The sequence below is a fragment of the Pseudomonas cavernae genome, from assembly GCF_003595175.1.
Classification (GTDB): domain Bacteria; phylum Pseudomonadota; class Gammaproteobacteria; order Pseudomonadales; family Pseudomonadaceae; genus Aquipseudomonas; species Aquipseudomonas cavernae.
Genome location: NZ_CP032419.1, coordinates 360,521 through 381,684 on the forward strand (window position 1 = coordinate 360,521; position 21,164 = coordinate 381,684).

Annotated in this window: 16 protein-coding genes and 1 pseudogene; 12 read left to right on the top strand and 5 right to left on the bottom strand. The window is 67.2% G+C overall.

Annotated elements, in window-relative coordinates; translation table 11 throughout:
* The first annotated feature begins 11 nt into the window (after window positions 1-11).
* From D3880_RS01655 to fba, 3 genes are all read left to right on the top strand, one after another.
* Complete coding sequence (locus D3880_RS01655) at window positions 12-1,190, top strand: phosphoglycerate kinase (protein WP_119891802.1); 1,179 nt, start codon at window positions 12-14, stop codon at window positions 1,188-1,190.
* A 7-nt stretch (window positions 1,191-1,197) separates the two neighbouring features.
* Window positions 1,198-1,524: an MliC family protein gene (locus tag D3880_RS01660; protein WP_238474393.1), complete on the top strand. Its 327-nt coding sequence runs from the start codon at window positions 1,198-1,200 to the stop codon at window positions 1,522-1,524.
* 269 nt (window positions 1,525-1,793) lie between these two features.
* Window positions 1,794-2,858 carry a class II fructose-bisphosphate aldolase gene (gene fba / locus D3880_RS01665; protein WP_119891804.1) on the top strand — a complete coding sequence of 355 codons (1,065 nt, stop codon included), beginning with the start codon at window positions 1,794-1,796 and terminating at the stop codon, window positions 2,856-2,858.
* Window positions 2,859-3,231: 373 nt separating this feature from the next.
* Here fba and D3880_RS01670 read toward each other — a convergent pair whose 3' ends face one another.
* Window positions 3,232-3,903: a polysaccharide lyase family 7 protein gene (locus D3880_RS01670; protein WP_119891805.1), complete on the bottom strand. Its 672-nt coding sequence runs from the start codon at window positions 3,901-3,903 to the stop codon at window positions 3,232-3,234.
* 555 nt (window positions 3,904-4,458) lie between these two features.
* Between D3880_RS01670 and D3880_RS01675 the strand changes: the two genes are divergently transcribed.
* Both D3880_RS01675 and D3880_RS23285 read left to right on the top strand, forming a co-directional pair.
* Entirely contained in the window at window positions 4,459-4,953 is a 495-nt protein-coding gene (locus D3880_RS01675) for a YgjP-like metallopeptidase domain-containing protein (RefSeq protein WP_119891806.1), read from the top strand.
* A 902-nt stretch (window positions 4,954-5,855) separates the two neighbouring features.
* Window positions 5,856-6,950: a methyl-accepting chemotaxis protein gene (locus D3880_RS23285; RefSeq protein WP_420800856.1), complete on the top strand. Its 1,095-nt coding sequence runs from the start codon at window positions 5,856-5,858 to the stop codon at window positions 6,948-6,950.
* A gap of 75 nt (window positions 6,951-7,025) precedes the next feature.
* On the opposite strand, the gene D3880_RS01685 is transcribed toward D3880_RS23285, so the two are convergent.
* Window positions 7,026-7,508 (bottom strand): GreA/GreB family elongation factor, encoded by a 483-nt coding sequence (locus D3880_RS01685; RefSeq protein ID WP_119891808.1) that lies wholly within the window; start codon window positions 7,506-7,508, stop codon window positions 7,026-7,028.
* Window positions 7,509-7,870: 362 nt separating this feature from the next.
* Here D3880_RS01685 and D3880_RS01690 point away from each other — a divergent pair, with 362 nt between their 5' ends.
* A complete protein-coding gene (locus D3880_RS01690; protein WP_119891809.1) occupies window positions 7,871-9,262 on the top strand; it encodes an amino acid permease in 1,392 nt (463 codons plus the stop codon).
* Window positions 9,263-9,475: 213 nt separating this feature from the next.
* On the opposite strand, the gene yccS is transcribed toward D3880_RS01690, so the two are convergent.
* On the bottom strand, window positions 9,476-11,647 hold the full coding sequence (gene yccS, locus D3880_RS01695; RefSeq protein ID WP_119891810.1) for a YccS family putative transporter: 2,172 nt from the start codon (window positions 11,645-11,647) through the stop codon (window positions 9,476-9,478).
* Between the two features lie 394 nt (window positions 11,648-12,041).
* Between yccS and D3880_RS01700 the strand changes: the two are divergent.
* The 6 genes and pseudogenes from D3880_RS01700 to D3880_RS01725 form a co-directional block, all read left to right on the top strand.
* A pseudogene (locus D3880_RS01700) lies at window positions 12,042-12,443 on the top strand (DUF2252 family protein); the annotation flags it as partial.
* A 325-nt stretch (window positions 12,444-12,768) separates the two neighbouring features.
* A complete protein-coding gene (locus D3880_RS01705) occupies window positions 12,769-14,148 on the top strand; it encodes an NfeD family protein (protein WP_119891811.1) in 1,380 nt (459 codons plus the stop codon).
* A gap of 2 nt (window positions 14,149-14,150) precedes the next feature.
* Window positions 14,151-14,909 (top strand): slipin family protein, encoded by a 759-nt coding sequence (locus tag D3880_RS01710; protein WP_119891812.1) that lies wholly within the window; start codon window positions 14,151-14,153, stop codon window positions 14,907-14,909.
* 230 nt (window positions 14,910-15,139) lie between these two features.
* The gene (gene ald, locus D3880_RS01715) at window positions 15,140-16,261 is read left to right on the top strand and encodes an alanine dehydrogenase (protein ID WP_119891813.1); all 1,122 of its coding nucleotides are present in this window, start codon (window positions 15,140-15,142) and stop codon (window positions 16,259-16,261) included.
* A gap of 189 nt (window positions 16,262-16,450) precedes the next feature.
* Window positions 16,451-17,101 carry a dioxygenase family protein gene (locus D3880_RS01720; RefSeq protein ID WP_119891814.1) on the top strand — a complete coding sequence of 217 codons (651 nt, stop codon included), beginning with the start codon at window positions 16,451-16,453 and terminating at the stop codon, window positions 17,099-17,101.
* A 360-nt stretch (window positions 17,102-17,461) separates the two neighbouring features.
* Entirely contained in the window at window positions 17,462-18,433 is a 972-nt protein-coding gene (locus D3880_RS01725; protein WP_119891558.1) for an IS110 family RNA-guided transposase, read from the top strand.
* Between the two features lie 37 nt (window positions 18,434-18,470).
* Here D3880_RS01725 and D3880_RS01730 read toward each other — a convergent pair whose 3' ends face one another.
* Window positions 18,471-19,607 (bottom strand): BaiN/RdsA family NAD(P)/FAD-dependent oxidoreductase, encoded by a 1,137-nt coding sequence (locus tag D3880_RS01730; protein ID WP_119895648.1) that lies wholly within the window; start codon window positions 19,605-19,607, stop codon window positions 18,471-18,473.
* 53 nt (window positions 19,608-19,660) lie between these two features.
* Window positions 19,661-21,040, bottom strand: coding sequence for an ATP-dependent RNA helicase DbpA (gene dbpA / locus D3880_RS01735; RefSeq protein ID WP_119891815.1), 1,380 nt, complete (start codon window positions 21,038-21,040; stop codon window positions 19,661-19,663).
* Window positions 21,041-21,164 lie beyond the last annotated feature (124 nt).

The window sequence follows — 21,164 nt, forward strand, 5'->3', positions numbered from 1 at the left end:
GGACTGATGCCATGACCCCGCCTTTTGTAAAAGTAGCGAAGATGACCGACCTCGACCTCCAGGGTAAGCGCGTGCTGATTCGCGAAGACCTCAACGTGCCGGTGAAGGATGGCCAGGTGAAGAGCGACGCGCGCATCCTCGCCTCGCTGCCGACCATCAAGCTGGCGCTGGAGAAGGGCGCGGCGGTGATGGTCTGCTCGCACCTGGGCCGTCCGACCGAGGGCGAATACAGCGAAGAGAACAGCCTCAAGCCGGTCGCCGACTACCTGAGCCAGGCCCTCGGCCGTGCCGTGCCGCTGGTCGCCGACTACCTCGGCGGCGTCGAGGTCAAGCCGGGTGAAGTGGTGCTGTTCGAGAACGTGCGCTTCAACCAGGGCGAGAAGAAGAACGCCGACGAACTGGCGCAGCAATACGCCGCGCTGTGCGACGTGTTCGTCATGGACGCCTTCGGCACCGCCCACCGCGCCGAGGGCTCGACCCACGGCGTGGCCAAGTTCGCCAAGCTCGCCTGCGCCGGCCCGCTGCTGGCCGCCGAGCTGGACGCGCTGGGCAAGGCCCTGGGCAATCCGGCCAAGCCGATGGCGGCGATCGTCGCCGGCTCCAAGGTGTCGACCAAGCTCGACGTGCTCAACTCGTTGAGCCAGATCTGCGACCAGCTGATCGTCGGCGGCGGCATTGCCAACACCTTCCTCGCCGCGGCCGGCTTCCCGGTCGGCAAGTCGCTGTACGAGCCGGACCTGCTGGATACCGCCAAGGCCATCGCGGCCAAGGTCAGCGTGCCGCTGCCGATCGACGTGGTGGTGGCCAAGGCGTTCGCCGAAGATGCCGAAGCGACCGTCAAGGCGATCAGCGAGGTGGCGGATGACGACATGATCCTCGACATCGGCCCGCAGACCGCGGCGCAGTTCGCCGAGCTGCTCAAATCCAGCAAGACCATTCTCTGGAACGGCCCGGTCGGCGTGTTTGAATTCGACCAGTTCGGCAACGGCACCAAGGCCCTGGCCCTGGCCATCGCCGAGAGCCCGGCGTTCTCCATCGCCGGCGGCGGCGACACCCTGGCGGCGATCGACAAGTATGGCGTCGGCGCCCAGATCTCCTACATTTCCACCGGCGGTGGCGCGTTCCTCGAGTTCGTCGAGGGCAAGGTGCTGCCGGCCGTGGCGGTCCTGGAACAGCGTGCCAAGGCTTAAGGCAGCCGTGCGTCGCGCCGCGCTGGGGCTGGTCGTGGCGCTGCTGGGCGCCTGCGCCGACACCCCGCCGGCTGACGAGCAAAGCGGCGGCTGGACGCGTTGGGTCTGCGACAGTCAGACCGAGGTGCTGTGGCGCTTCGCCGACGACAGCCGGGAAAACGTCGACCTGCGCCTCGGCGGCAGCGACATCGTCTATCGCCTGCGCCAGGAACCGGCGGGTTCCGGCACCTTCTACAGCGACAACGTCATCGCCTTTCGCAACAAAGGCGAGGAAGGCCTGGTCTACTGGGTTGGCAACGATTATCTGATCGGGCGCGGCTGCCAGGCGCCCTGAGGGGGCGCTCGGGAGCTTTGCAAGGTGTACGGCAGGCGTAAAGCGAGCCGATAGCGCGGATTGGTCCCCTCTCCCGTTCACGGGAGAGGGTTAGGGAGAGGGCATAGCGGTGGCTCCCTCTCCCCCGGCCCCTCTCCCATAAATGGGCGAGGGGCGCTTTAGGTACAACCCAGGGAGCGGAACCGCTCCTCGCGTAGAACTTGAACAGTACCTGCCCCTGCGGCAGGCTTTGCACGATTAACGAACTCCAACCGGGAGACAGGAAAACCATGGCACTCATCAGCATGCGTCAGATGCTCGACCACGCCGCCGAATTCGGCTACGGCGTGCCGGCCTTCAACGTCAACAACCTCGAGCAGATGCGCGCCATCATGGAAGCGGCCGACAAGACCGACTCGCCGGTGATCGTTCAAGCATCCGCCGGTGCACGCAAATATGCGGGTGCGCCGTTCCTGCGCCACCTGATTCTCGCCGCCATCGAAGAGTTTCCGCACATTCCGGTGTGCATGCACCAGGACCACGGCACCAGTCCGGACGTCTGCCAGCGCTCGATCCAACTGGGCTTCAGCTCGGTGATGATGGACGGCTCGCTGAAAGAAGACGGCAAGACCCCAGCCGACTACGACTACAACGTGCGCGTCACCCAGCAGACCGTGGCCTTCGCCCACGCCTGCGGCGTGTCGGTGGAAGGTGAACTGGGCTGCCTGGGCTCGCTGGAAACCGGCATGGCCGGTGAAGAAGATGGCGTCGGCGCGGAAGGCGTGCTGGACCACAGCCAAATGCTCACCGATCCGGAAGAGGCGGCCGACTTCGTCAGAAGGACTCAGGTCGATGCCCTGGCCATCGCCATCGGCACCAGCCACGGCGCCTACAAGTTCACCAAGCCGCCCACCGGTGACATCCTCGCCATCGACCGCATCAAGGAAATCCACAAGCGCATCCCCAACACCCACCTGGTGATGCATGGTTCTTCCTCGGTGCCGCAAGAGTGGCTGAAGGTCATCAACGAGTTTGGCGGCAACATCAAGGAAACCTACGGCGTGCCGGTCGAAGAAATCGTCGAAGGCATCAAGCACGGCGTGCGCAAGGTCAATATCGACACCGACCTGCGTCTGGCTTCGACGGGTGCGATTCGCCGGATGATGGCCGAAGAGCCGAGCGAGTTCGATCCGCGCAAATTCTTCGCCAAGACCATCGTCGCCATGCGTGACATCTGCATCGCCCGCTACGAAGCCTTCGGCACCGCCGGCAACGCCTCGAAGATCAAGCCGATCTCCCTCGAAGGCATGTTCCAGCGTTACGCCAAGGGCGAGCTGAACGCCAAGGTCAACTGAGTCCTGGTGCTGTAAACAAGAGCCCCGCATTGCGGGGCTCTTGTTTATAAGTAGCCTGGATGTGCGCCAAGGAAGTGCCATGCGCCGGCTGATGCTTCTCGGCCCGCCCTGTTGCCCGCCGCGTGTGCGACCGCCCCACCGCCGGCTTCCGCCGGACCGTCCACCCCGGTGCGGCTGACTGACCCGTAGCGATGCGTGGACCGCTCGGATTGCACCACCAAGGTCTCGCGCACCCTGTGTTCGTCTTCGATTACGTCGAAGCCGACGGCGCGCTGGTCGAACACAAGGGGCCCTTGCTCTTCACCCCCGCCGCGCGCGCCCGTGCAACTGGCCGCTCCGGCATTCGGCCCGTTACGGCGGCGGCAAAACCCCCTCAAAGCCCCCGGTGCTCGATCTTCAGGTTGTAGAAGGTCGCCCCACCTGCCTCGGTTTCATAGCCGCTGTTGTCCTGGGTGTAGACGCCGGCCTTGAAATACAGCGACTTGGGCGCCCAGGTGGGGTCCAGTTGCTGGCTCCACAGGTTGCCGTTGACCATCACGCTCAACAAACCCGTGGGTGACAGGTTGATCACGTAGCCGAAGCGCTGGTTGAGCGGTATGCCGCTGAGCAGCGGGATCACCGTACTGGTTTCTGCGGCCGGATTGTTGCGCACCTTGGCGACAATATTGGCCGTGTTGGTCTTGGTCTTGAACTGGTACTCCAGCTTGAGCATCGGGCTGGTGCTGCCGAAGGCATGGATCTGCCCGATCACGATCTTCCCGGTCGAAGGCACCTGGCTGACGCTCAGGTTCGCGCTCAGGTAGTTGTTGGTGCTCGGGTAGGTCCAGTTGCGCAGCTTGCCGTCGGCATAGGTCTCGCGCAACTCGCTGCGCGGGTAGGTGGCGTTGGCCGTCGTGGTGCCGTTGACCGGGGCCCAGAAGAACAGCGTGTCCGCCGTGGCTTGGAAGTAGTTGTCCTGATAGCCGCCCACCAGCGTCGGGGTATCGATGGTAATGGCGGGCACGCCGACGGGGAGGGTGAGGTTCCAGGTCGCAAGGTCGATCATGGCTGAGTTCTCGTCAGGAACTTTCAGTCGGGCGCATCCCGTCCGCGGGTCGATAACCGCTTGCACGGTGATCCGGCCAGTTGCACTCGAACTGAAAGAGCGGGTTGCTGGGTGGCAGGGAGGCGCCGTGTCGTCCGATGGCAGGAAGGGCCGTCTCGCTAGGCGCTTTATCTTTATAGGGCTTGTGCGGGCACTTGCTAAGCAAAACTGTCGCAGCGTTGACGTCAATATTTTGAATTTACCGCCGATGGCCAGTATTGCGCTATCGACAGGGGGCCAAGTGGCGTCCAAGGACCGGCGAGCCGCGCATTGATCGGAAAGAAGTTTCTTGCGCAGGCGGCGTCATTTTTTTGAAGCGTCTGCGCGTTTTGCGCGGAGAACGGCAGGAGTTTATCCGACGGATGGCGTTGGTGTGAGCCCGTCCAGCGTCCTCCGCAGCCGGGAAAGATGCGTGCCAGAGGCGTTCCGCAGGCGATGGGCGTTCGCCCTTGCGCCCGCGGAGGGGCGGCTTTGGGTAAACTGGCGCCTCGCTCTATTGCTGCAGATACCTCCCGCATGACACCACTCAGATACCTCCAGGCCTACCCGGCCAGCCTGCAGGCGCAGGTACAGCTGCTGATCGAGCAGGAGCGCCTGGGCGAGTACCTGGAAAAGCGCTATCCCGGGCGTCATCAGGTGCAGAGCGACAAGGCGCTGTACAGCTACACCCTGGCGCTCAAGCAGCAGTACCTGAAAAGCGCGCCGAACATCGACAAGGTGCTGTTCGACAACCGCCTCGACCTCACCCATCGCGCCCTCGGCCTGCACACCGCCATCTCGCGGGTGCAGGGTGGCAAGCTCAAGGCCAAGAAGGAGATCCGCGTCGCCGCGCTGTTCAAGGAGGCGGCGCCGGAGTTCCTCAATATGATCGTGGTGCATGAGCTGGCGCACCTGCGCGAGGCCGAGCACAACAAGGCCTTCTACCAGCTGTGCGAGCACATGCTGCCGGGCTACCACCAGCTGGAGTTCGACCTGCGCGTCTACCTGACCTGGCGGGAGCTGCCGGGCTAGCGGCCATTCCCGGGCGCCGGGATCGGGGCGCGCCCAGGTTCGGGGGCTTCCGCTGAGCGCCACTCCCCTGCCAGCCCCGCCCCGGGAGCGCGGGTCTGCGCCCAGGCGCCGCGTGGCGCCGGGCCAGGTCTCCGGCAAAATCATCCGTTCGGGTGGCATAAAGCCAGCGAATAACTGGCCGAATTACTGGGGAGTGGCTCTGCCCGCGTGGCAATCCCGCCCAGCCAGTCCCAGAACAAGAAAAACCGGGGTGTTCCATGTCTGCCTATGAGTCTCTTCCGGCGTTCGCGCCCGTCCATGCTGCCCGCCCAGTCCGGCTCGGCGGGCACCTGTCGGCCAGTGCCCTGAGCCTGGCCCTGCTGGTCTGCCAACTGCTCGGTGCCGGCCTGCTGCTGTTCGTCGCCGAGGGTCCGCTGCGCCTCCTCGCCGCGCTGCTCGGGGTGGTCGGGGTGGCGTTGGCTCTGTGGGTGCGCCGGCCGAATGCCGACCTCCAGCAGTTGGTGCACTCATTGGCGGCCGCCAACGGCGAGCGCCTCGACCTTTCCCATGACCTGCAGGTGGCGCCCGGCAGCCCCTGCGCCGAGGTCGCCGAGCACTACAACCGCCTGCTCGCGCGGCTGCGGCAGATGGTCGGGGAAGTCCAGCAGCGCAGCCTGAGCATCAGCCTGGCCTCGGCCCAAGGGCGCTTGATGGCCGAGCAGGCGGCGGCCAATGCCGGGCGCCAGGAGGAGTTCTCCGAGCTGGTGTTCCATTCCAGCGAGCAGTCGGCCACCGCCGTGCAGGAAGTCTCGTTGCGCACCACCAGCATCGCCCAGGTGAACGAGCGCAACCTCGAGGTGGCGCGCAGCTCGCAGCAGGAAATGGCCGAGGTCAGCCGTCAGATTGCCGGGATCAGCGAGACCATGGAGGCGTTCAAGGACGAGGTCGGCCAGCTGCAGAACAGCTCGGCGAGCATCCGCGGCATCCTCGGCACGGTGCTGGATTTCGCCGCGCAGACCAACATGCTGGCGCTCAACGCGGCCATCGAGGCGGCGCGCGCCGGCGAACAGGGGCGCGGCTTCGCAGTGGTCGCCGACGAGGTGCGCAACCTGGCGTCCAAGGTCGGCGCCGCCGCCGACCAGATCCAGGGCCTTCTGCAGCAGATGAGCGAGGCGGTCAGCGGCGCCGGCGAAAGCAGCGCGAGCATGATCGAGCGCTCGGCCCAGGCCGGCGTGTCGGTCAAGGCCGCCGCCGCGCAGTTCGAGCACATGGTCCGCGATTTCGAGAGCGCCAACGACGACCTGCTGATGGTCAGCAGCGCCCTGGAGGAGCTGTCGGTGACCAACCGCGAGAGTCATCAGCACAGCATCGGCATCCGCGAGCTGGGCCTGAAGATCAGCGAGAGCATGCGGCAGTCGTTCAGCCAGGCCGACGTGCTGCGCGTCGACTCCAACCACGCCTCGCAGCTGCTCGGCAGCTTCCGCCTCGGCCACGGCCAGCTGGAAGCCACCTGCGATCAGCTGCGCGACTATGCCGCGCGCATCCGGGCGAGCATGGAGCGCCTGCTCGACCAGGGCGTCGACCTGTTCGACGGCAACTACAAGGCGATCCCCAACAGCTTCCCGGCGAAGCACGAGGTCAGCTGGGCGCGGCCGCTGCGCGAGGCGCTGCAGGAGCTGGTCGACGAGGCCGGACGCATACCTGGGATGGTCTCGCTCATCCCGATCAACTCCCGCGGCTATGTGGCGGTGAACCGCACCGAGGTTTCCCAGGCGCCGACCGGCAACCCGCAGGTCGATGCGCAGAAGAGCCGCTTCATGCTGTTCTCGGTCACCGACAAGCACGACCTGGACAACATCGCCAACTGCCGGCGTCTGGGGCTGGGCTCGATCACCCTGCCCAATGGCATGGTGGCGCTGGCCACCTTTCTGCCGCTGACCCTGCGCGGCCGGCACTGGGGCGCGGTGGGCGCGGTGGTGCTGCCGCAGGCCATGGGGGTGACCCCCGCGGCGCATTGAAGCGGCTGGCCTCCCGCGTCGGCGGGGGGCGACCTGGCCCGTGGGTTCGCATCCTGGCCAACCCGTTGCCGCCCGTCACTTGACCCGCAGTATCTCCAGCGTGCGCGCCTGCCGGCCGCTACCCAGGCTCACTTCATCACCTTCGGCCTTGCCCAATAGGCTGTGCCCGAGCGGCGCGCGCGGGCTGATCACCAGCACCTCGACGTCTCCCATGCGCACCTTCAGGCCGGCGCCGTCCGGGCCGAGGAAGAACTGCTGTTCACCACCCTGTGCATCGCCCAGCACCACCCAGGCGCCGAGCTGGATGCCCGCGTCGGCATCGAACGGACGCAGCTGCAGGTGGCGGTAGGTGTTCAGCGCCTGGCCGATCTCCGCCACCCGCCGCGACTGCCCGGCGGCCAGATAGGCGGCTTCCAGGCCGAGGGTGTCGTACTTGTTCTCGGCGACGTTCTCTTCGTGGGTCGCCGTCTCGTGGGCGGTCTGTGCGGCGCGCTGGGCCATGGCGAGGTCGGCCTGCAGGGTGGCGATGATGAGGTCGAGCAGCTGGGTTTTGCGCATGGTCGGCAGTTCAGCGGGGAAGTCGCGATTGTAACCGTCACGCGGACGAGCGGGGTGACGGGCTGACTCTGAATGAACGGGCGTCCCAATCGATCTTGACCTGCGCGGTTGCCTTTCTAAGAGATTATTTCTCGCCAGACCATGCCGCGGCGGCATCTTTTCCTGTTTTGACCGAAGTTGTCGCGTCCCTGGTTGCGCGATCATCCGCCGCTCTTTAAAACGCCCGGCCACTCAGGAGACCGTGCGGTTCTCCCTGAACGCAGCACCGGCTCGACGCCGCTCGATCAGCAGCCGACAGCGCAACGCCGAACGGGTTACCCCCCGGACCGGTTTCAACCTTTACAACAATAAAAGGTTCAACGATGTCCCAAAAAGATGAACTCCAGCGTGGGCTGGGCGAACGGCACATTCGTCTCATGGCCCTCGGCGCCTGCATCGGCGTCGGTCTGTTCCTCGGTTCCGCCAAGGCCATCCAGATGGCCGGCCCGGCGATCATGCTCTCCTACCTCATCGGCGGCCTGGCGATCCTGGTGATCATGCGCGCCCTCGGCGAGATGGCCGTGCACAACCCGGTGGCCGGTTCCTTCAGCCACTACGCGAAAGAATACCTCGGCCCGCTGGCGGGCTTCCTCACCGGCTGGAACTACTGGTTCCTGTGGCTGGTGACCTGCGTCGCGGAAATCACCGCGGTGGCCATCTACATGCAGATCTGGTTCCCCGAGATCCCGCGCTGGATCTGGGCGCTGGCCGCGCTCGGCAGCATGGGCGCGATCAACCTGGCCACGGTCAAGGCGTTCGGCGAGTTCGAGTTCTGGTTCGCCCTGATCAAGATCGTCACCATCATCGCCATGGTCCTGGCCGGCGCCGGCATGATCGTCTTCGGCTTCGGCAATGACGGCATCGCCACCGGCATCAGCAACCTCTGGGCTCACGGCGGCTTCATGCCCAACGGCATCCAGGGCGTGCTGATGTCGCTGCAGATGGTGATGTTCGCCTACCTCGGCGTGGAAATGATCGGCCTCACCGCCGGCGAGGCGAAGAACCCGCAGAAGAGCCTGCCCGGCGCGATCAACTCGGTGTTCTGGCGCATCCTGCTGTTCTACGTCGGCGCGCTGTTCGTGATCATGTCGATCTATCCCTGGAACGAGATCGGCACCCAGGGCAGCCCGTTCGTGATGACCTTCGAGCGCCTCGGCATCAAGACCGCCGCCGGCATCATCAACTTCGTGGTGATCACCGCCGCGCTGAGTTCCTGCAACGGCGGCATCTTCAGCACCGGGCGCATGCTCTACAGCCTGGCCCAGGACGGTCAGGCGCCCAAGGCCTTCGCCAAGACCTCGAAGAACGGCGTGCCGCGCAACGCGCTGCTGCTGTCGATCTTCGCCCTGCTGCTCGGCGTGGTGCTGAACTACCTGGCACCGGAGAAGGTGTTCGTCTGGGTCACCTCGATCGCCACCTTCGGCGCGATCTGGACCTGGGCGATGATCCTGCTCGCCCAGCTCAAGTTCCGCCGCACCTTGAGCGCCGCGGAAACCGGCAAGCTGCAGTACAAGATGTGGCTGTCGCCGCTGAGCAACTACCTGGCGCTGGCGTTCCTCGCCCTGGTGGTCGGCCTGATGGCGTTCTTCGAGGACACCCGCATCGCCCTGTACGTCGGTCCGGCGTTCCTCGTCGTGCTGGTCGCGCTGTACCGCACCCTCAAGCTGGGGACCAAGGTCCGTCGCGAAGCCGCAGTGGGCGACGCGGCGTATTGAGCGCCTGAGCCGTGAACGAAAAAGCCCCGCCTAGTGCGGGGCTTTTTTGTGACGCGGCGTCGCTCTCGGTCAGCTCGGGTAGGATGGGTTGAGCTAGGCGATACCCATCAGCCATTTGTTGGGTATCGCTGCGCTCAACCCAACCTACGGTCCTGAGCCCAGCCTTGTTGATCGTGCCCACGCCGGAGCGTGGGGAGCCGCGAGCCTCAGCGCTCAGCGCGACTTCTGCACATGCGCCACCAGGCTGCGCAGTGGCGCCAGCTGGCGGCAGATCAGCGCCAGTTCGGTCTGCACCAGGCGGTGGCCGTCGTCGAGTTCGTCGGGCAGCTGCTCCAGTTGCTTGGCCAGCGCTTCTTCCTCGTCGCTCTGCAGCGCCACCGGCTGGCCGCTGGTCAGGCTCTGCGCCAGTTCGTCGAGGGTCGCCGCCAGGCGGGCGCTGGCGCTGCCCTGCAGGGCGTCGCTGGCGTCCGCGGGCAGGCTTTCGCGGTGCGCGCCGAGGGCCGACAGGTAGCTGAGCAGGGTGTGCGACAGCACCAGGAAACGGAAGCCGGTTTCCGCGTCTTTGCGGAAGTGGCCGGGCTCCAGCAGCATGTTGCCGAGGGTGGTCGACAGCGCCGCGTCGGCGTTGTGCGCATTGCGCCGGGCTAGGCGGTAGGCCAGGTCGTCGCGTTTGCCGGTTTCGTACTGCTGCATGATCTGCCGCAGGTAGCGGGCGTTGCAGCTGAGGGTATTGGCGAGCACCGCGTTGAGCCGCCGGCCCTGCCAGTCGGGCAGGATGAGGAACACTGCCAGCGCGGCGATCAGGCTGCCGAGCAAGGTGTCGACCAGGCGCGGCAGGAGCAGGCCGTAACTGTCGCCGACCTGGTTGAAGCAGAACAGCACCATCAGGGTGATCGCCGCCGTCGCCAGGGTGTAGCGGCTGGCGCGGGTGGCGAAGAACACCACCCCGGCGACCACCGCGAACAGCGATTGCAGCAGCGGGTTGGGAAACAGGTCGAACAGCGCCCAGGCGGCGACCAGGCCGAGCCCGGTGCCAGCGATGCGCTGCACCAGCTTGCGCCGCGTGGCGCCGTAGTTGGGCTGGCAGACGAACACCGTGGTCAGCAGGATCCAGTAGCCTTGCTCGGCGTGCAGCCAGTGCAGCACGCCGTAGCCGGCGGCCAGGGCGATGGCCATGCGCAGGGCGTGGCGGAACAGCAGCGAGGTCGGCGTCAGTTGCAGGCGGATGCGCTCGACGGCGTCGCCCAGGCTGCGCGGCGAACGGTCGAGCAGGCTGGCGTCCTGCTCGTCGGCCAGCGCGTCGGGGTTGTCGGCACCGGCCAGCTGCCGCTCGAGGGTGGCGAGGTTGCCGGTCAGCGCACGCAGCGCACGCAGCAGGTCGCGCCAGGCCGGATTGTTCTGCGCGCGCAGGTGCTCGAGCGAGGCCTGCAGGTCGCTCATCGCCTGCGCGCTGTCGGCGCCGTAGTCGAACGGCTGGCGCAACTGGATCGCTTCGCCCAGATCGCGGCAGGCGCGCGCCTGCAGGCTCAGCAGGCGCTGGCAGCGGTACAGCACGTCGCTGTGGAAGAACGTCTCGGCCAGGGCGTGATAGGGCGAGTGCGAGGAACTGGCGCGTTCGTGGATGTCCTGGGCGAGGAAGTACAGCTTCAGGTAGCGGTTCACCTGCGGCCCCGGCCGCGCGTTGCCGACCCGGTGCAGGAGGATTTCCTTGGCGGCGTTCAGCGCCGCCACCAGCTTGCCGTTCTGCCGCGCCAGCTCCAGGCGCCGCGCCTCGATATCCAGGCCGCGCAGCGGTTCCAGCAGCGCCGCCTTGAGGCGCAGGTACAGGCCCAGCTCGCGGTACACCCGGGCCAGGCTGTGCTGCACCGGCTGGTGGGCGAACAGCGCGTTCCACAGCACCGACAGCAGGCCGTACCAGGCCGCGCCGCCGACCAGCAGCAGCGGTTCGCGCCAGAGGTTGTCGAGCACGCCGTCACGCTGATCGACGCCGATCATGCTGTAGATCGACAGGATCAGGGTCGCCGAGGCGATCGCCGCGTAACGCTCGCCGAGGGCGCCGAGCATCACCAGGGCGAAGGCGGCCAGGGCCATGCCGGCGACGAACAGCCCGGGGTAGGGGAACAGCAGCTCGACGGCGAAGGTGGCGACGGCGAAGCACAGCAGGGTCACCAGCAGCGCGTTGAGGCGGCCGAGCCAGCTGTCGTCGGTCTCCGCCAGGGCGCTGGCGACGATGCCGAGAAACAGCGGGATCACCAGCGCCGGTTCGCCCTGCCACCAGCCGAGGGCCATGGCCCCGGCCAGGGCGACGAACACCCGCAGGCTGTAGCTGAACTTGTCCTGCGCCCACAGGCGGCGCAGGGACTGACGCAGAGTGCTGGAACGCATGGCTGGATCGGCCTGCCTTGGCGAAGAGTGGAAGGGCGCGATTATCGCCGTTGGCGCGCACCCGGTTCAGTTTGTTCTAGCAAAAAGTGTGCGATAGACGGTTTGTATGGCACCGGCCTCGGCCCCTCACCCCAGCCCTCTCCCAAGGAGAGAGGGTGCTTGTCCGCTGTCGAGGCCGGACGCCGAGTGGGCAATCCACTCCGTGCAGTGCCCTCTCCCACCGGGAGAGGGTGAGGGAGCGCCCCCGCGTCCAGCGCATGGATTGCGGATTGCCTCCGGGCTACGCCCCTTACACGCCGACCGGCGCCTTCTAGGCTCGGGAAATCATCGCCAACAGGGAGATGCTCATGACCACGCTGAAGGACCGCCGCAAGCACGGCAAGGCCGCCCGGACCAGGGCCAGCGGGTGGTCGAAGGCCAGCGCCTGATGCAGTCGGCCAGCGACCTGTTCCTCGGCTGGACCACCGGCCCCTTCGGCCGGCATTTCTACGTGCGCCAGCTGCGCGACATGAAGGTCTCCGCCGAACTGGAAACCTTCGACGGCGCCACCTTCGCCGCCTACGGGCGGGTCTGCGGCCGCGCCCTGGCCCGTGCCCACGCCAAGGCCTCGGGCCAGGCGGCGGAGATCAGTGGCTACATCGGCAAGAGCGACAGCCTCGCCGAGGCCCTGCTGGCGTATGCGCGAGCCTATGCCGAGCAGAACGAGCGCGATTTCGAGCGCTTCCAGCAGGCTTGCCGCCAGGGCAAGCTGGAGGCGCGTTCGGAAGCCGACTTCAGCGCCGATCATCTGCCATAGGCCTGTTCACGGCGCGGGCGGGGTGAAGTCCTGGCCTGGCGTGCTTCTGTAGGTTGGGTTGAGCAATGCGATACCCAAGGAGCGCTGGTTCGGGCGGTGCCGCCATGGGTATCGCCACGCTCAACCCATCCTACAGACCCCACCGGGCGCCCGCTCGGCCCTACGCCTGAAACCCTTCGAAACCTATCCAACCGCGGGCTGCCAAGCCGTTCGCCTGCTCCGGTCCGGGGGCGCAAAACCAGTCGACTATCCTTGAGGTATCAACCACCGCGGCAGGGAGGCCGGAAGTTCCCTGGTGGCCCAATTGGCTCGGTCAGGAGGGTTCATGAACAAGCATCCGCTGTGGGGTGCGCTTCTGTTGCTGGCCCTCTGCGGCCTGCCGGGCATGGCGTGGTCGGCCGGCGCGCCGGTGACGGTGCTGACGGTGGACGGCGCGATCGGTCCGGCCAGCGCCGACTACCTGGTCCGCGGCATGGCGCGGGCGGAGGAGGAGAAGGCGCAGCTGGTGGTGATCCGCATGGACACCCCCGGCGGCCTGGACACCTCGATGCGCTCGATCATCAAGGCGATCCTCGCCAGCCCGGTGCCGGTGGCCACCTACGTCAATCCTGGCGGCGCGCGGGCCGCCAGCGCCGGCACCTACATCCTCTATGCCAGCCATGTGGCGGCGATGACTCCAGGCACCAACCTCGGCGCCGCCACCCCGGTGCAGATCGGCGGCATGCCCGGCACACCGCCGGACAAGCCGGCCAAGCCTGGGGAGAAGGAGGCGAAAGAGCCGCCGGCGGACGATGCGCTGACCAAGAAACAGGTCAACGATGCCGCCGCCTACATCCGCGGCCTTGCCCAGCTGCGCGGGCGCAACGCGCAGTGGGCCGAGCAGGCGGTGCGCGAGGCGGTCAGTCTGTCCGCCGAGGAGGCGTTGCAGCAGAAGGTGATCGACTACGTGGCCAGCGACTTGCCCGACCTGCTCAAACAGCTGGACGGCAAGACCCTGAAGACCGCCGCCGCCGCCGAGGTCAAGCTGCAGACCGCCGGTGCCACGGTGGTCGAGCACGCCCCGGACTGGCGCACGCAGCTGCTGGCGGTGATCACCAACCCCAGCGTGGCGCTGATCCTGATGATGATTGGCGTGTACGGCCTGCTGTTCGAGTTCTCCAACCCCGGTTCGGCGGTCGGCGGGGTGGTTGGCGGCATCTGCCTGATCCTCGCCCTCTACGCCCTGCAATTGCTGCCGGTGAACTACGCTGGCATCGCCCTGATCCTGCTCGGGATGGCGCTGATGGCGGCGGAGGCGTTCATGCCCAGCTTCGGCGTGATCGGCATCGGCGGGGTGGCGGCCTTCGTGGTCGGCGCGGTGATCCTGATCGATACCGAAGTGCCGGGCTTCGGCATTCCGCTGGTGGTGATCGTCGGCCTGGCGCTGGTCAGCGCCTTGCTGATCTTCGGCATCCTCGGCATGGCCATGAAGGCGCGCCGGCGCGACGTGGTCAGCGGTGACGCCGGGCTGGTCGGCAGCCTGGCGGCGGTGGCGGCGGTGCAGGCCGGCAACCCGCTGGGCGGCTGGGTGCAGCTGCAGGGCGAACAGTGGCAAGTGGTCAGCCGGGCGCCGCTGCGGCCCGGGCAACAAGTACGCGTAGTCGCCCGCGAGGGCCTGCGCTTGGATGTCGAGGCGGCGGACGAATCGTCGCGTGAAGGAGACTAACCATGAGTTTCACCCTGACGTTCGCACCGCTGCTGGTCATCCTGGTGGTGTTGCTGGTTTCGGCCTTTCGCGTGTTGCGCGAGTACGAGCGCGGCGTGGTGTTCCAGCTCGGGCGCTTCTGGAAGGTCAAGGGCCCGGGGCTGGTGATCATCATTCCGGTGATCCAGCAGATGGTGCGCGTCGACCTGCGCACCGTGGTCCTCGATGTGCCGCCGCAGGACGTGATCACCCGCGACAACGTGTCGGTCAAGGTCAACGCGGTGATCTACTTCCGCGTGCTCGACGCGCAGCGGGCGATCATCCAGGTCGAGGACTTCCTGATGGCCACCAGCCAACTGGCGCAGACCACCCTGCGCGCGGTGCTCGGCAAGCACGAACTGGACGAGCTGCTCGCCGAGCGCGAACGCTTGAACGCCGACATCCAGCAGGTGCTCGACGCGCAGACCGACGCCTGGGGCATCAAGGTGTCGAATGTCGAGATCAAGCACGTCGACCTCAACGAGTCGATGATCCGCGCCATCGCCAAGCAGGCCGAGGCCGAGCGCGAACGGCGGGCCAAGGTGATCCACGCCGAGGGCGAGCTGCAGGCCTCGGAGAAACTCATGCAGGCCGCCGAGATGCTCAACCGTCAGGCCGGCGCCATGCAGCTGCGCTACATGCAGACCCTCGGTGCGATCGCCGGCGACAAGAGCTCGACCATCGTCTTCCCGCTGCCGATCGAGTTGCTGCAGGGCATGACGGAGATGAAGGGCAAGGCGTAGGTTGGTGCTGAGCGCAGCGAAGCCCAACAAGGAGCGCGCAGCGCTCCAGGCGTTCCCAGGCACGCCGCAGGGCGGTTCCGGGCACTGGATGTGGGGCTGCGCAGGCTCGGCGCCAACCCACGGCGACCGTGGTTTTCAGGGAAATTCCCTGAAAACCGGGCGATCTTCAGGGCAGCCGGCTGGCGGGGCTTCCTAGACTTTTAGTCACACCCGTTCACGGGAGAGCTGCCATGCGTATCGGTGTCCCCAGGGAAATCAAAGTCCACGAATACCGCGTCGGCCTCACCCCGCAATCGGTGGCTGAACTCACCGCCCTCGGCCATGAACTGTGGGTGCAGAGCCTGGCCGGCGCCGCCATCGGCTTCAGCGATGCCGATTACCAGGCCGCCGGTGCCCGGATCGCCGCCGATGCCGCGGCGGTGTTCGCCGCCGCCGAGCTGATCGTCAAGGTCAAGGAACCGCTGGCCGAGGAGCGCGCCCGGCTGCGTCCGGGGCAGACCCTGTTCACCTACCTGCACCTGGCCCCGGACCGGCCGCAGACCGACGACTTGCTGGCCAGCGGCGCCACCTGCATCGCCTACGAAACCGTCACCGACGCCCAGGGCCGTCTGCCACTGCTGGCGCCGATGTCCGAGGTGGCCGGGCGCATGTCGATCCAGGCCGGCGCGCATTGCCTGGAAAGCGCCCAGGGCGGGCGCGGCGTGCTGCTCGGCGGCGTGCCGGGGGTGGCGCCGGGCAAGGTGGTGATTCTCGGCGGCGGGGTGGTCGGCAGCCACGCGCTGGCGATGGCGGTCGGCCTCGGCGCGGAAGTCACGGTGCTGGACAAGAGCGTCGATGCCCTGCGCCGCCTGGATACCCAGTTCGGCAACCGCATCGCCACCCTCTATTCGACCCGCACGGCGGTCACCGAAGAGGTGCTGAGCGCCGACCTGGTGATCGGCGGCGTGCTGATCCCCGGCGCCGCCGCGCCCAAGCTGATCAGCGCGGAAATGGTGGCACGGATGAAGAGCGGCGCGGTGCTGGTCGACGTGGCCATCGACCAGGGCGGCTGCGCCGAAACCTCGCGGCCGACCACCCATGCCGAGCCGACCTACAAGGTCGACGGCGTGGTGCACTACTGCGTGGCCAACATGCCCGGCGGGGTGGCGCGCACATCGACCCTGGCGCTGAACAATGCCACCCTGCCGTTCGTCATCGCCCTCGCCGAGAAGGGCGTGCGCCGTGCCCTGGAGGACGACCCACACCTGCGCCACGGCCTCAACGTGGCCAGGGGCGCGCTCACCTACGCCGGCGTCGCCGAGGCCCACGGCCTGGCGTGCCGGCCGGCGGAAGAGCTGCTGGCGCTGTTGTAGCTCTTGTAGGGTGGGCGGCGCGCGAGCACTGGCTGTCAGGCAGCGGTAAAGCGTCCGCGCTGCGTAACCCGCCGGCGCTGTTGGGCTCGGCACCGATCGATGGGTATCGCTGCGCTCAACCCATCCTAAGTCCCTGCGTCCCGCTATGGCGTCCGGGTTCCGCCATGAATGGCCCGGAGGAGTTCTGCAATGAGCGCGATCCGCTATGGCCGTCGCCACCTGCTCGGCGGCCTCGGCTGCGCCGCCCTGGCCCTGAGCGTTCCCGGCGCCTGGGCCGGACTGCTGCTGACCCCGCGGCAAACCGCCGGGCCCTTCTACCCCGACCAGTTGCCGCTGGACCGCGACAACGACCTGGTGCAGGTCGACGGCCAGTCGGCGCTGGCGCTGGGCACCCTGGTGCAACTGCGCGGGCGCATCCTCGACGCCCGCGGCGAGCCGCTGAATCACGCGCTGGTGGAGATCTGGCAGGTCGACGCCAACGGCATCTACCTGCACAGCCGGAGTGGCGACCGCCAGCGCCGCGACGCCAGCTTCCAGGGCTACGGCCGCTTCGAGACCGCCAGCAGCGGCGAGTACCGCTTCCGCACCCTCCGCCCGGTGGCCTACGCGGCGCGCACCCCGCATATCCACCTGGCGGTGACCCTGCCCGGCCAGCCGCGCTTCACCACCCAGTGCTATATCCGCGGCGAGCCGCGCAACGCCGACGACTTCGTGCTCAACAGCGTCGTCGATGCGCGGGCGCGGGAGTTGCTGCTGGTGGATTTCCTGCCGGGGGTGGACGGCGGCGAGCAGCTGGCGCGCTTCGACATCGTCCTCGGCCTGACGCCGAGCGATGCGTAGGATGGGTTGAGCGCAGCGATACCCATCAGCCGGCGCCGAGCCCGACAGCGTTGGTGGGTTACGCGGCGCGGACGCTTTGCCGCTGCCTGCAAGCGCCTGCTCTGGCGCCGCTAACCCACCCTTGTATCTCGACTATCGTCCCGTGAGGGGGATAGTCCCCGACTGATCATCGGGGGAGGGCCTGGAAGTCGTACCCACCCTAAGGCCTTGAGCCAGCTTTGTAGATAGAGCTCCAGCCCTCCACACTCACTCGAACAGTCCGAACGGTATCTAGGGCCCACGACAGGTGAGAGCTCGCATTCACAAGGTAGGGCCGGGTGCAGTGATGATCATCCTGAATGGATTAGCTGAGGAGTCTTCATGTCCAGCATCGTCGGCATCGACATCGCCAAGCACAGTTTCGACATCGCCACCCTGCAAACCAACGGTAAGTACCGCACTAAGGCCAAGTTGGCCAACAGCGCCGCCGGTTTCCAGGTACTACAGGAGTGGCTGCAGCAGTACGCCGAGCCGGGTGCCTGGCTTGTGATGGAGGCCACCGGCACCTATCACGAAGCGCTGGCCGAGCACCTGCACGGCCTGGGCTACCGGGTCTGTGTGATGAATCCCGCGCAGCTTGCCAGCTACGCCCGGAGCCAGCTGCAGCGGGTCAAGACGGACCAGGTCGACGCCAAGCTGATGGCCAGCTACGGCCAGCGGCACGTGGATGAGTTACGCGCCTGGCAGCCCGAGCCACCGGCGATACGCCGCCTGCGCGCGTTGGTGCGGCGTCTGCAGGACCTCAAGGAGATCGAGCAGATGGAGCGCAATCGCCTGGATGTCGCCGATGCCAGCGTGCAGGATTCGATCCGTTCGGTGCTGGAGCATGTCGAGCAGCAGATTGCCGAGACCCTGCAGGCCATCCGGGCACACATCGATGACGATCCGGGCCTGCGCGGTAAGCGCGATCTGCTGGTCAGCATCGATGGCATCGGCGAGCAGACGGCCGCCTTGCTCCTGGCGGAGCTGGGCGATCCGCTACAGTTCAAGAATGCCCGGGCGATCACCGCGTTCGCCGGGTTGAACCCGAAGCTGCAGGAGTCGGGCCAGCACAAGGGCCACGTGCGCATCTCCCGCGTGGGCTCGGCTCGTCTGCGCACCGGCCTGTACATGCCGGCGGTCGTCTCGCTGACCCACAATCCGGCCATCAAAGCCCTGGCACAGCGCCTGCGAGCCCGCGGCAAAGCCGGCAAGCAGATCGTCTGCGCGGCGATGCGCAAACTGCTGCACATCGCCTATGGCGTACTCAAGTCGGGCCAACCCTTTGATGCTCGCCTGGCCCTTGCCCACTGAGTGACAAGACGGTATCTACAGAAGGCGCAGAGCGCCGCTAGACGAACTGCGCCGCCGCATAGCCCGAGGCCCAGGCCCACTGGAAGTTGAAGCCGCCGAGGTGGCCGCTGACGTCGAGCACCTCGCCGATGAAATACAGCCCCGGCGCTTTCAGCGACTCGAAGGTCTTCGACGACACCTCGCGGGTGTCGACGCCGCCGAGGGTCACTTCCGCGGTGCGGTAGCCCTCGGTGCCGGCCGGCACCAGGCACCAGGCGGCGAGCTTGTCGGCAATCGCATTTAGCTCCGCCGGGCTGTATTGCTTGAGCGGCTTGGAGTCGAACCACTGCTCGGCGAGCAGGCCGGCCATCTTCTTGGTGAACAGCTCGGCGAGCAAGGTTTTCAGCTCGGTGTTGGGCCGCGCGCGCTGCTGCTCGGCCAGCCAGTCGGGCAGGTCGATATGCGGCAGCAGGTTGATCTCGACGGCGTCGCCCGGCTGCCAGTAGGAGGAAATCTGCAGGATCGCCGGGCCGCTGAGGCCGCGGTGGGTGAACAGGATGTTCTCGCGGAAGCTCTGGCCGTTGCAGCTGACCAGGCAATCCTCCACCGAGGTGCCGGACAGCTCGGTGCATAGGGCCTTCAACTGCGGCTCGGTGATGGTGAAAGGCACCAGCGCGGCGCGGGTCGGTAGCACGGCGTGGCCGAACTGGCGCGCCACCTGATAGCCGAAGCCGCTGGCGCCGAGCGTCGGGATCGACAGCCCGCCGGTGGCGATCACCAGCGACTGGCAGGCCATCGGCCCGGCGCTGGTGGCCAGCAGGTAGCCGCTGGCGGTCTTGTCGATCTGCTCGATCGCGGTGTCCAGGCGCAGCTCGACGCCGGTCTCGGCGCACTCGACCAGCAGCATCTCGAGGATGTCGCTGGACTTGCGGTCGCAGAACAGCTGGCCGAGTTTCTTCTCGTGGTAGGGCACGTCGTGCTTGACCACCAGCTCGACGAAGTCCCACTGGCTGTAGCGCGCCAGCGCCGATTTGCAGAAGTGCGGATTGTGCGAGAGGAAGTTGCCCGGCTCGGTGTACATGTTGGTGAAGTTGCAGCGCCCGCCGCCGGACATGAGGATCTTCTTGCCGGCCTTGTTGGCGTGGTCGAGCAGCAGCACGCGGCGGCCGCGCTTGGCGGCCTGGTGCGCGCACATCAGGCCGGCGGCGCCGGCGCCGAGGATGATGACTTCGGTGGTTTGAACTGCACTCAAAGCGCGCGCACCTTCAGCGAGCGGCCCTTGATCTTGCCGTCGTTGAGGCGCTTGAGCGCCTGCTTGGCGACGCCGCGCTCGACCGCGACATAGGCCTGGAAGTCGAAGATGGCGATCTTGCCGACCTGCGCGCTGGGGATGCCGGCATCGCCGGTGAGGGCGCCGAGGATGTCGCCGGGGCGCACCTTGTCCTTGCGTCCGCCGGCGATGCACAGGGTCGCCATCGGCGGCAGCAACGGCTCGCCGCGGCCGGCGGGCAGGCTGTCGAAATCCTGCCAGTTCAGCGGCTTGCCCTGCAGCTCCTCGATGGCCCGCGCGCGCTGCGCCTCGGCCGGCGCCACCAGGCTCAGGGCCAGGCCCTTCTCGCCGGCGCGGCCGGTGCGGCCGACGCGGTGGATGTGGATTTCCGCATCGCGCGCCAGTTCGACGTTGATCACCGCGTCGAGGGCGGCGATGTCCAGGCCGCGGGCGGCGACGTCGGTGGCCACCAGCACGCTGAGGCTGCGGTTGGCGAACATCGCCAGGACCTGGTCGCGGTCGCGCTGTTCGAGGTCGCCGTGCAGGGCCATGGCGACTATGCCCTTGGCCTGCAGCAGCTCGACCAGCTCCTGGCACTGCTGCTTGGTGAAGCAGAAGGCCACGCAGGACTGCGGGCGGAAGTGCCCGAGCAGGCGCAGCACCGCATCCAGGCGCTGGGCCGGGGCGATCTCGTAGAAACGCTGCTCGATCTGGCTGTCGCTGTGCAGCGCTTCGACTTCGACGCGTTGCGGTTTGCGCATGAAGGCCTTGGCCAGCTGCTCGATGCCGGCCGGGTAGGTGGCGGAGAACAGCAGGGTCTGCCGCTTGCTCGGGGTCTGCTGGATGATCTCGGCGATGCTGTCGTAGAAGCCCATGTCGAGCATGCGGTCGGCTTCGTCGAGGACCAGGCAGTTGAGGCTGTCGAGCTTCAGCGTGCCCTTGCGCAGGTGCTCCTGAATCCGCCCCGGGGTGCCGACGATGATGTGCGCGCCGTGCTCCAGCGAGCCGATCTGCGGACCGAACGGCACGCCGCCGCACAGGGTCAGGACCTTGATGTGGTCGGCGGCGCGCGCCAGGCGGCGGAGTTCCTTGGCCACCTGGTCGGCCAGCTCGCGGGTCGGGCACAGTACCAGCGCCTGGCAGCCGAAGAAGCGCGGATTCAGCGGGTCGAGCAGGGCGATGCCGAAGGCGGCGGTCTTGCCGCTGCCGGTCTTGGCCTGGGCGATCAGGTCCTGGCCCTTGAGCATCAGCGGCAGGCTCTGCGCCTGGATCGGGGTCATCTGCGCGTAGCCGAGGGCCTCGAGGTTGGCGAGCATGGCGGCGGACAGCGGCAGGGTGGAGAAGGCGGTGGTGGTCACGGCGAGGGCCTGGCGGAAGCGGAAATGGCGCGCAGTGTAACAGGCCAGGGCCTAGGGCCTCGTCGCGCGCCGACCGGCACCCGTGCGCAAAACGTAGGATGGGTATCGCTGCGCTCAACCCATC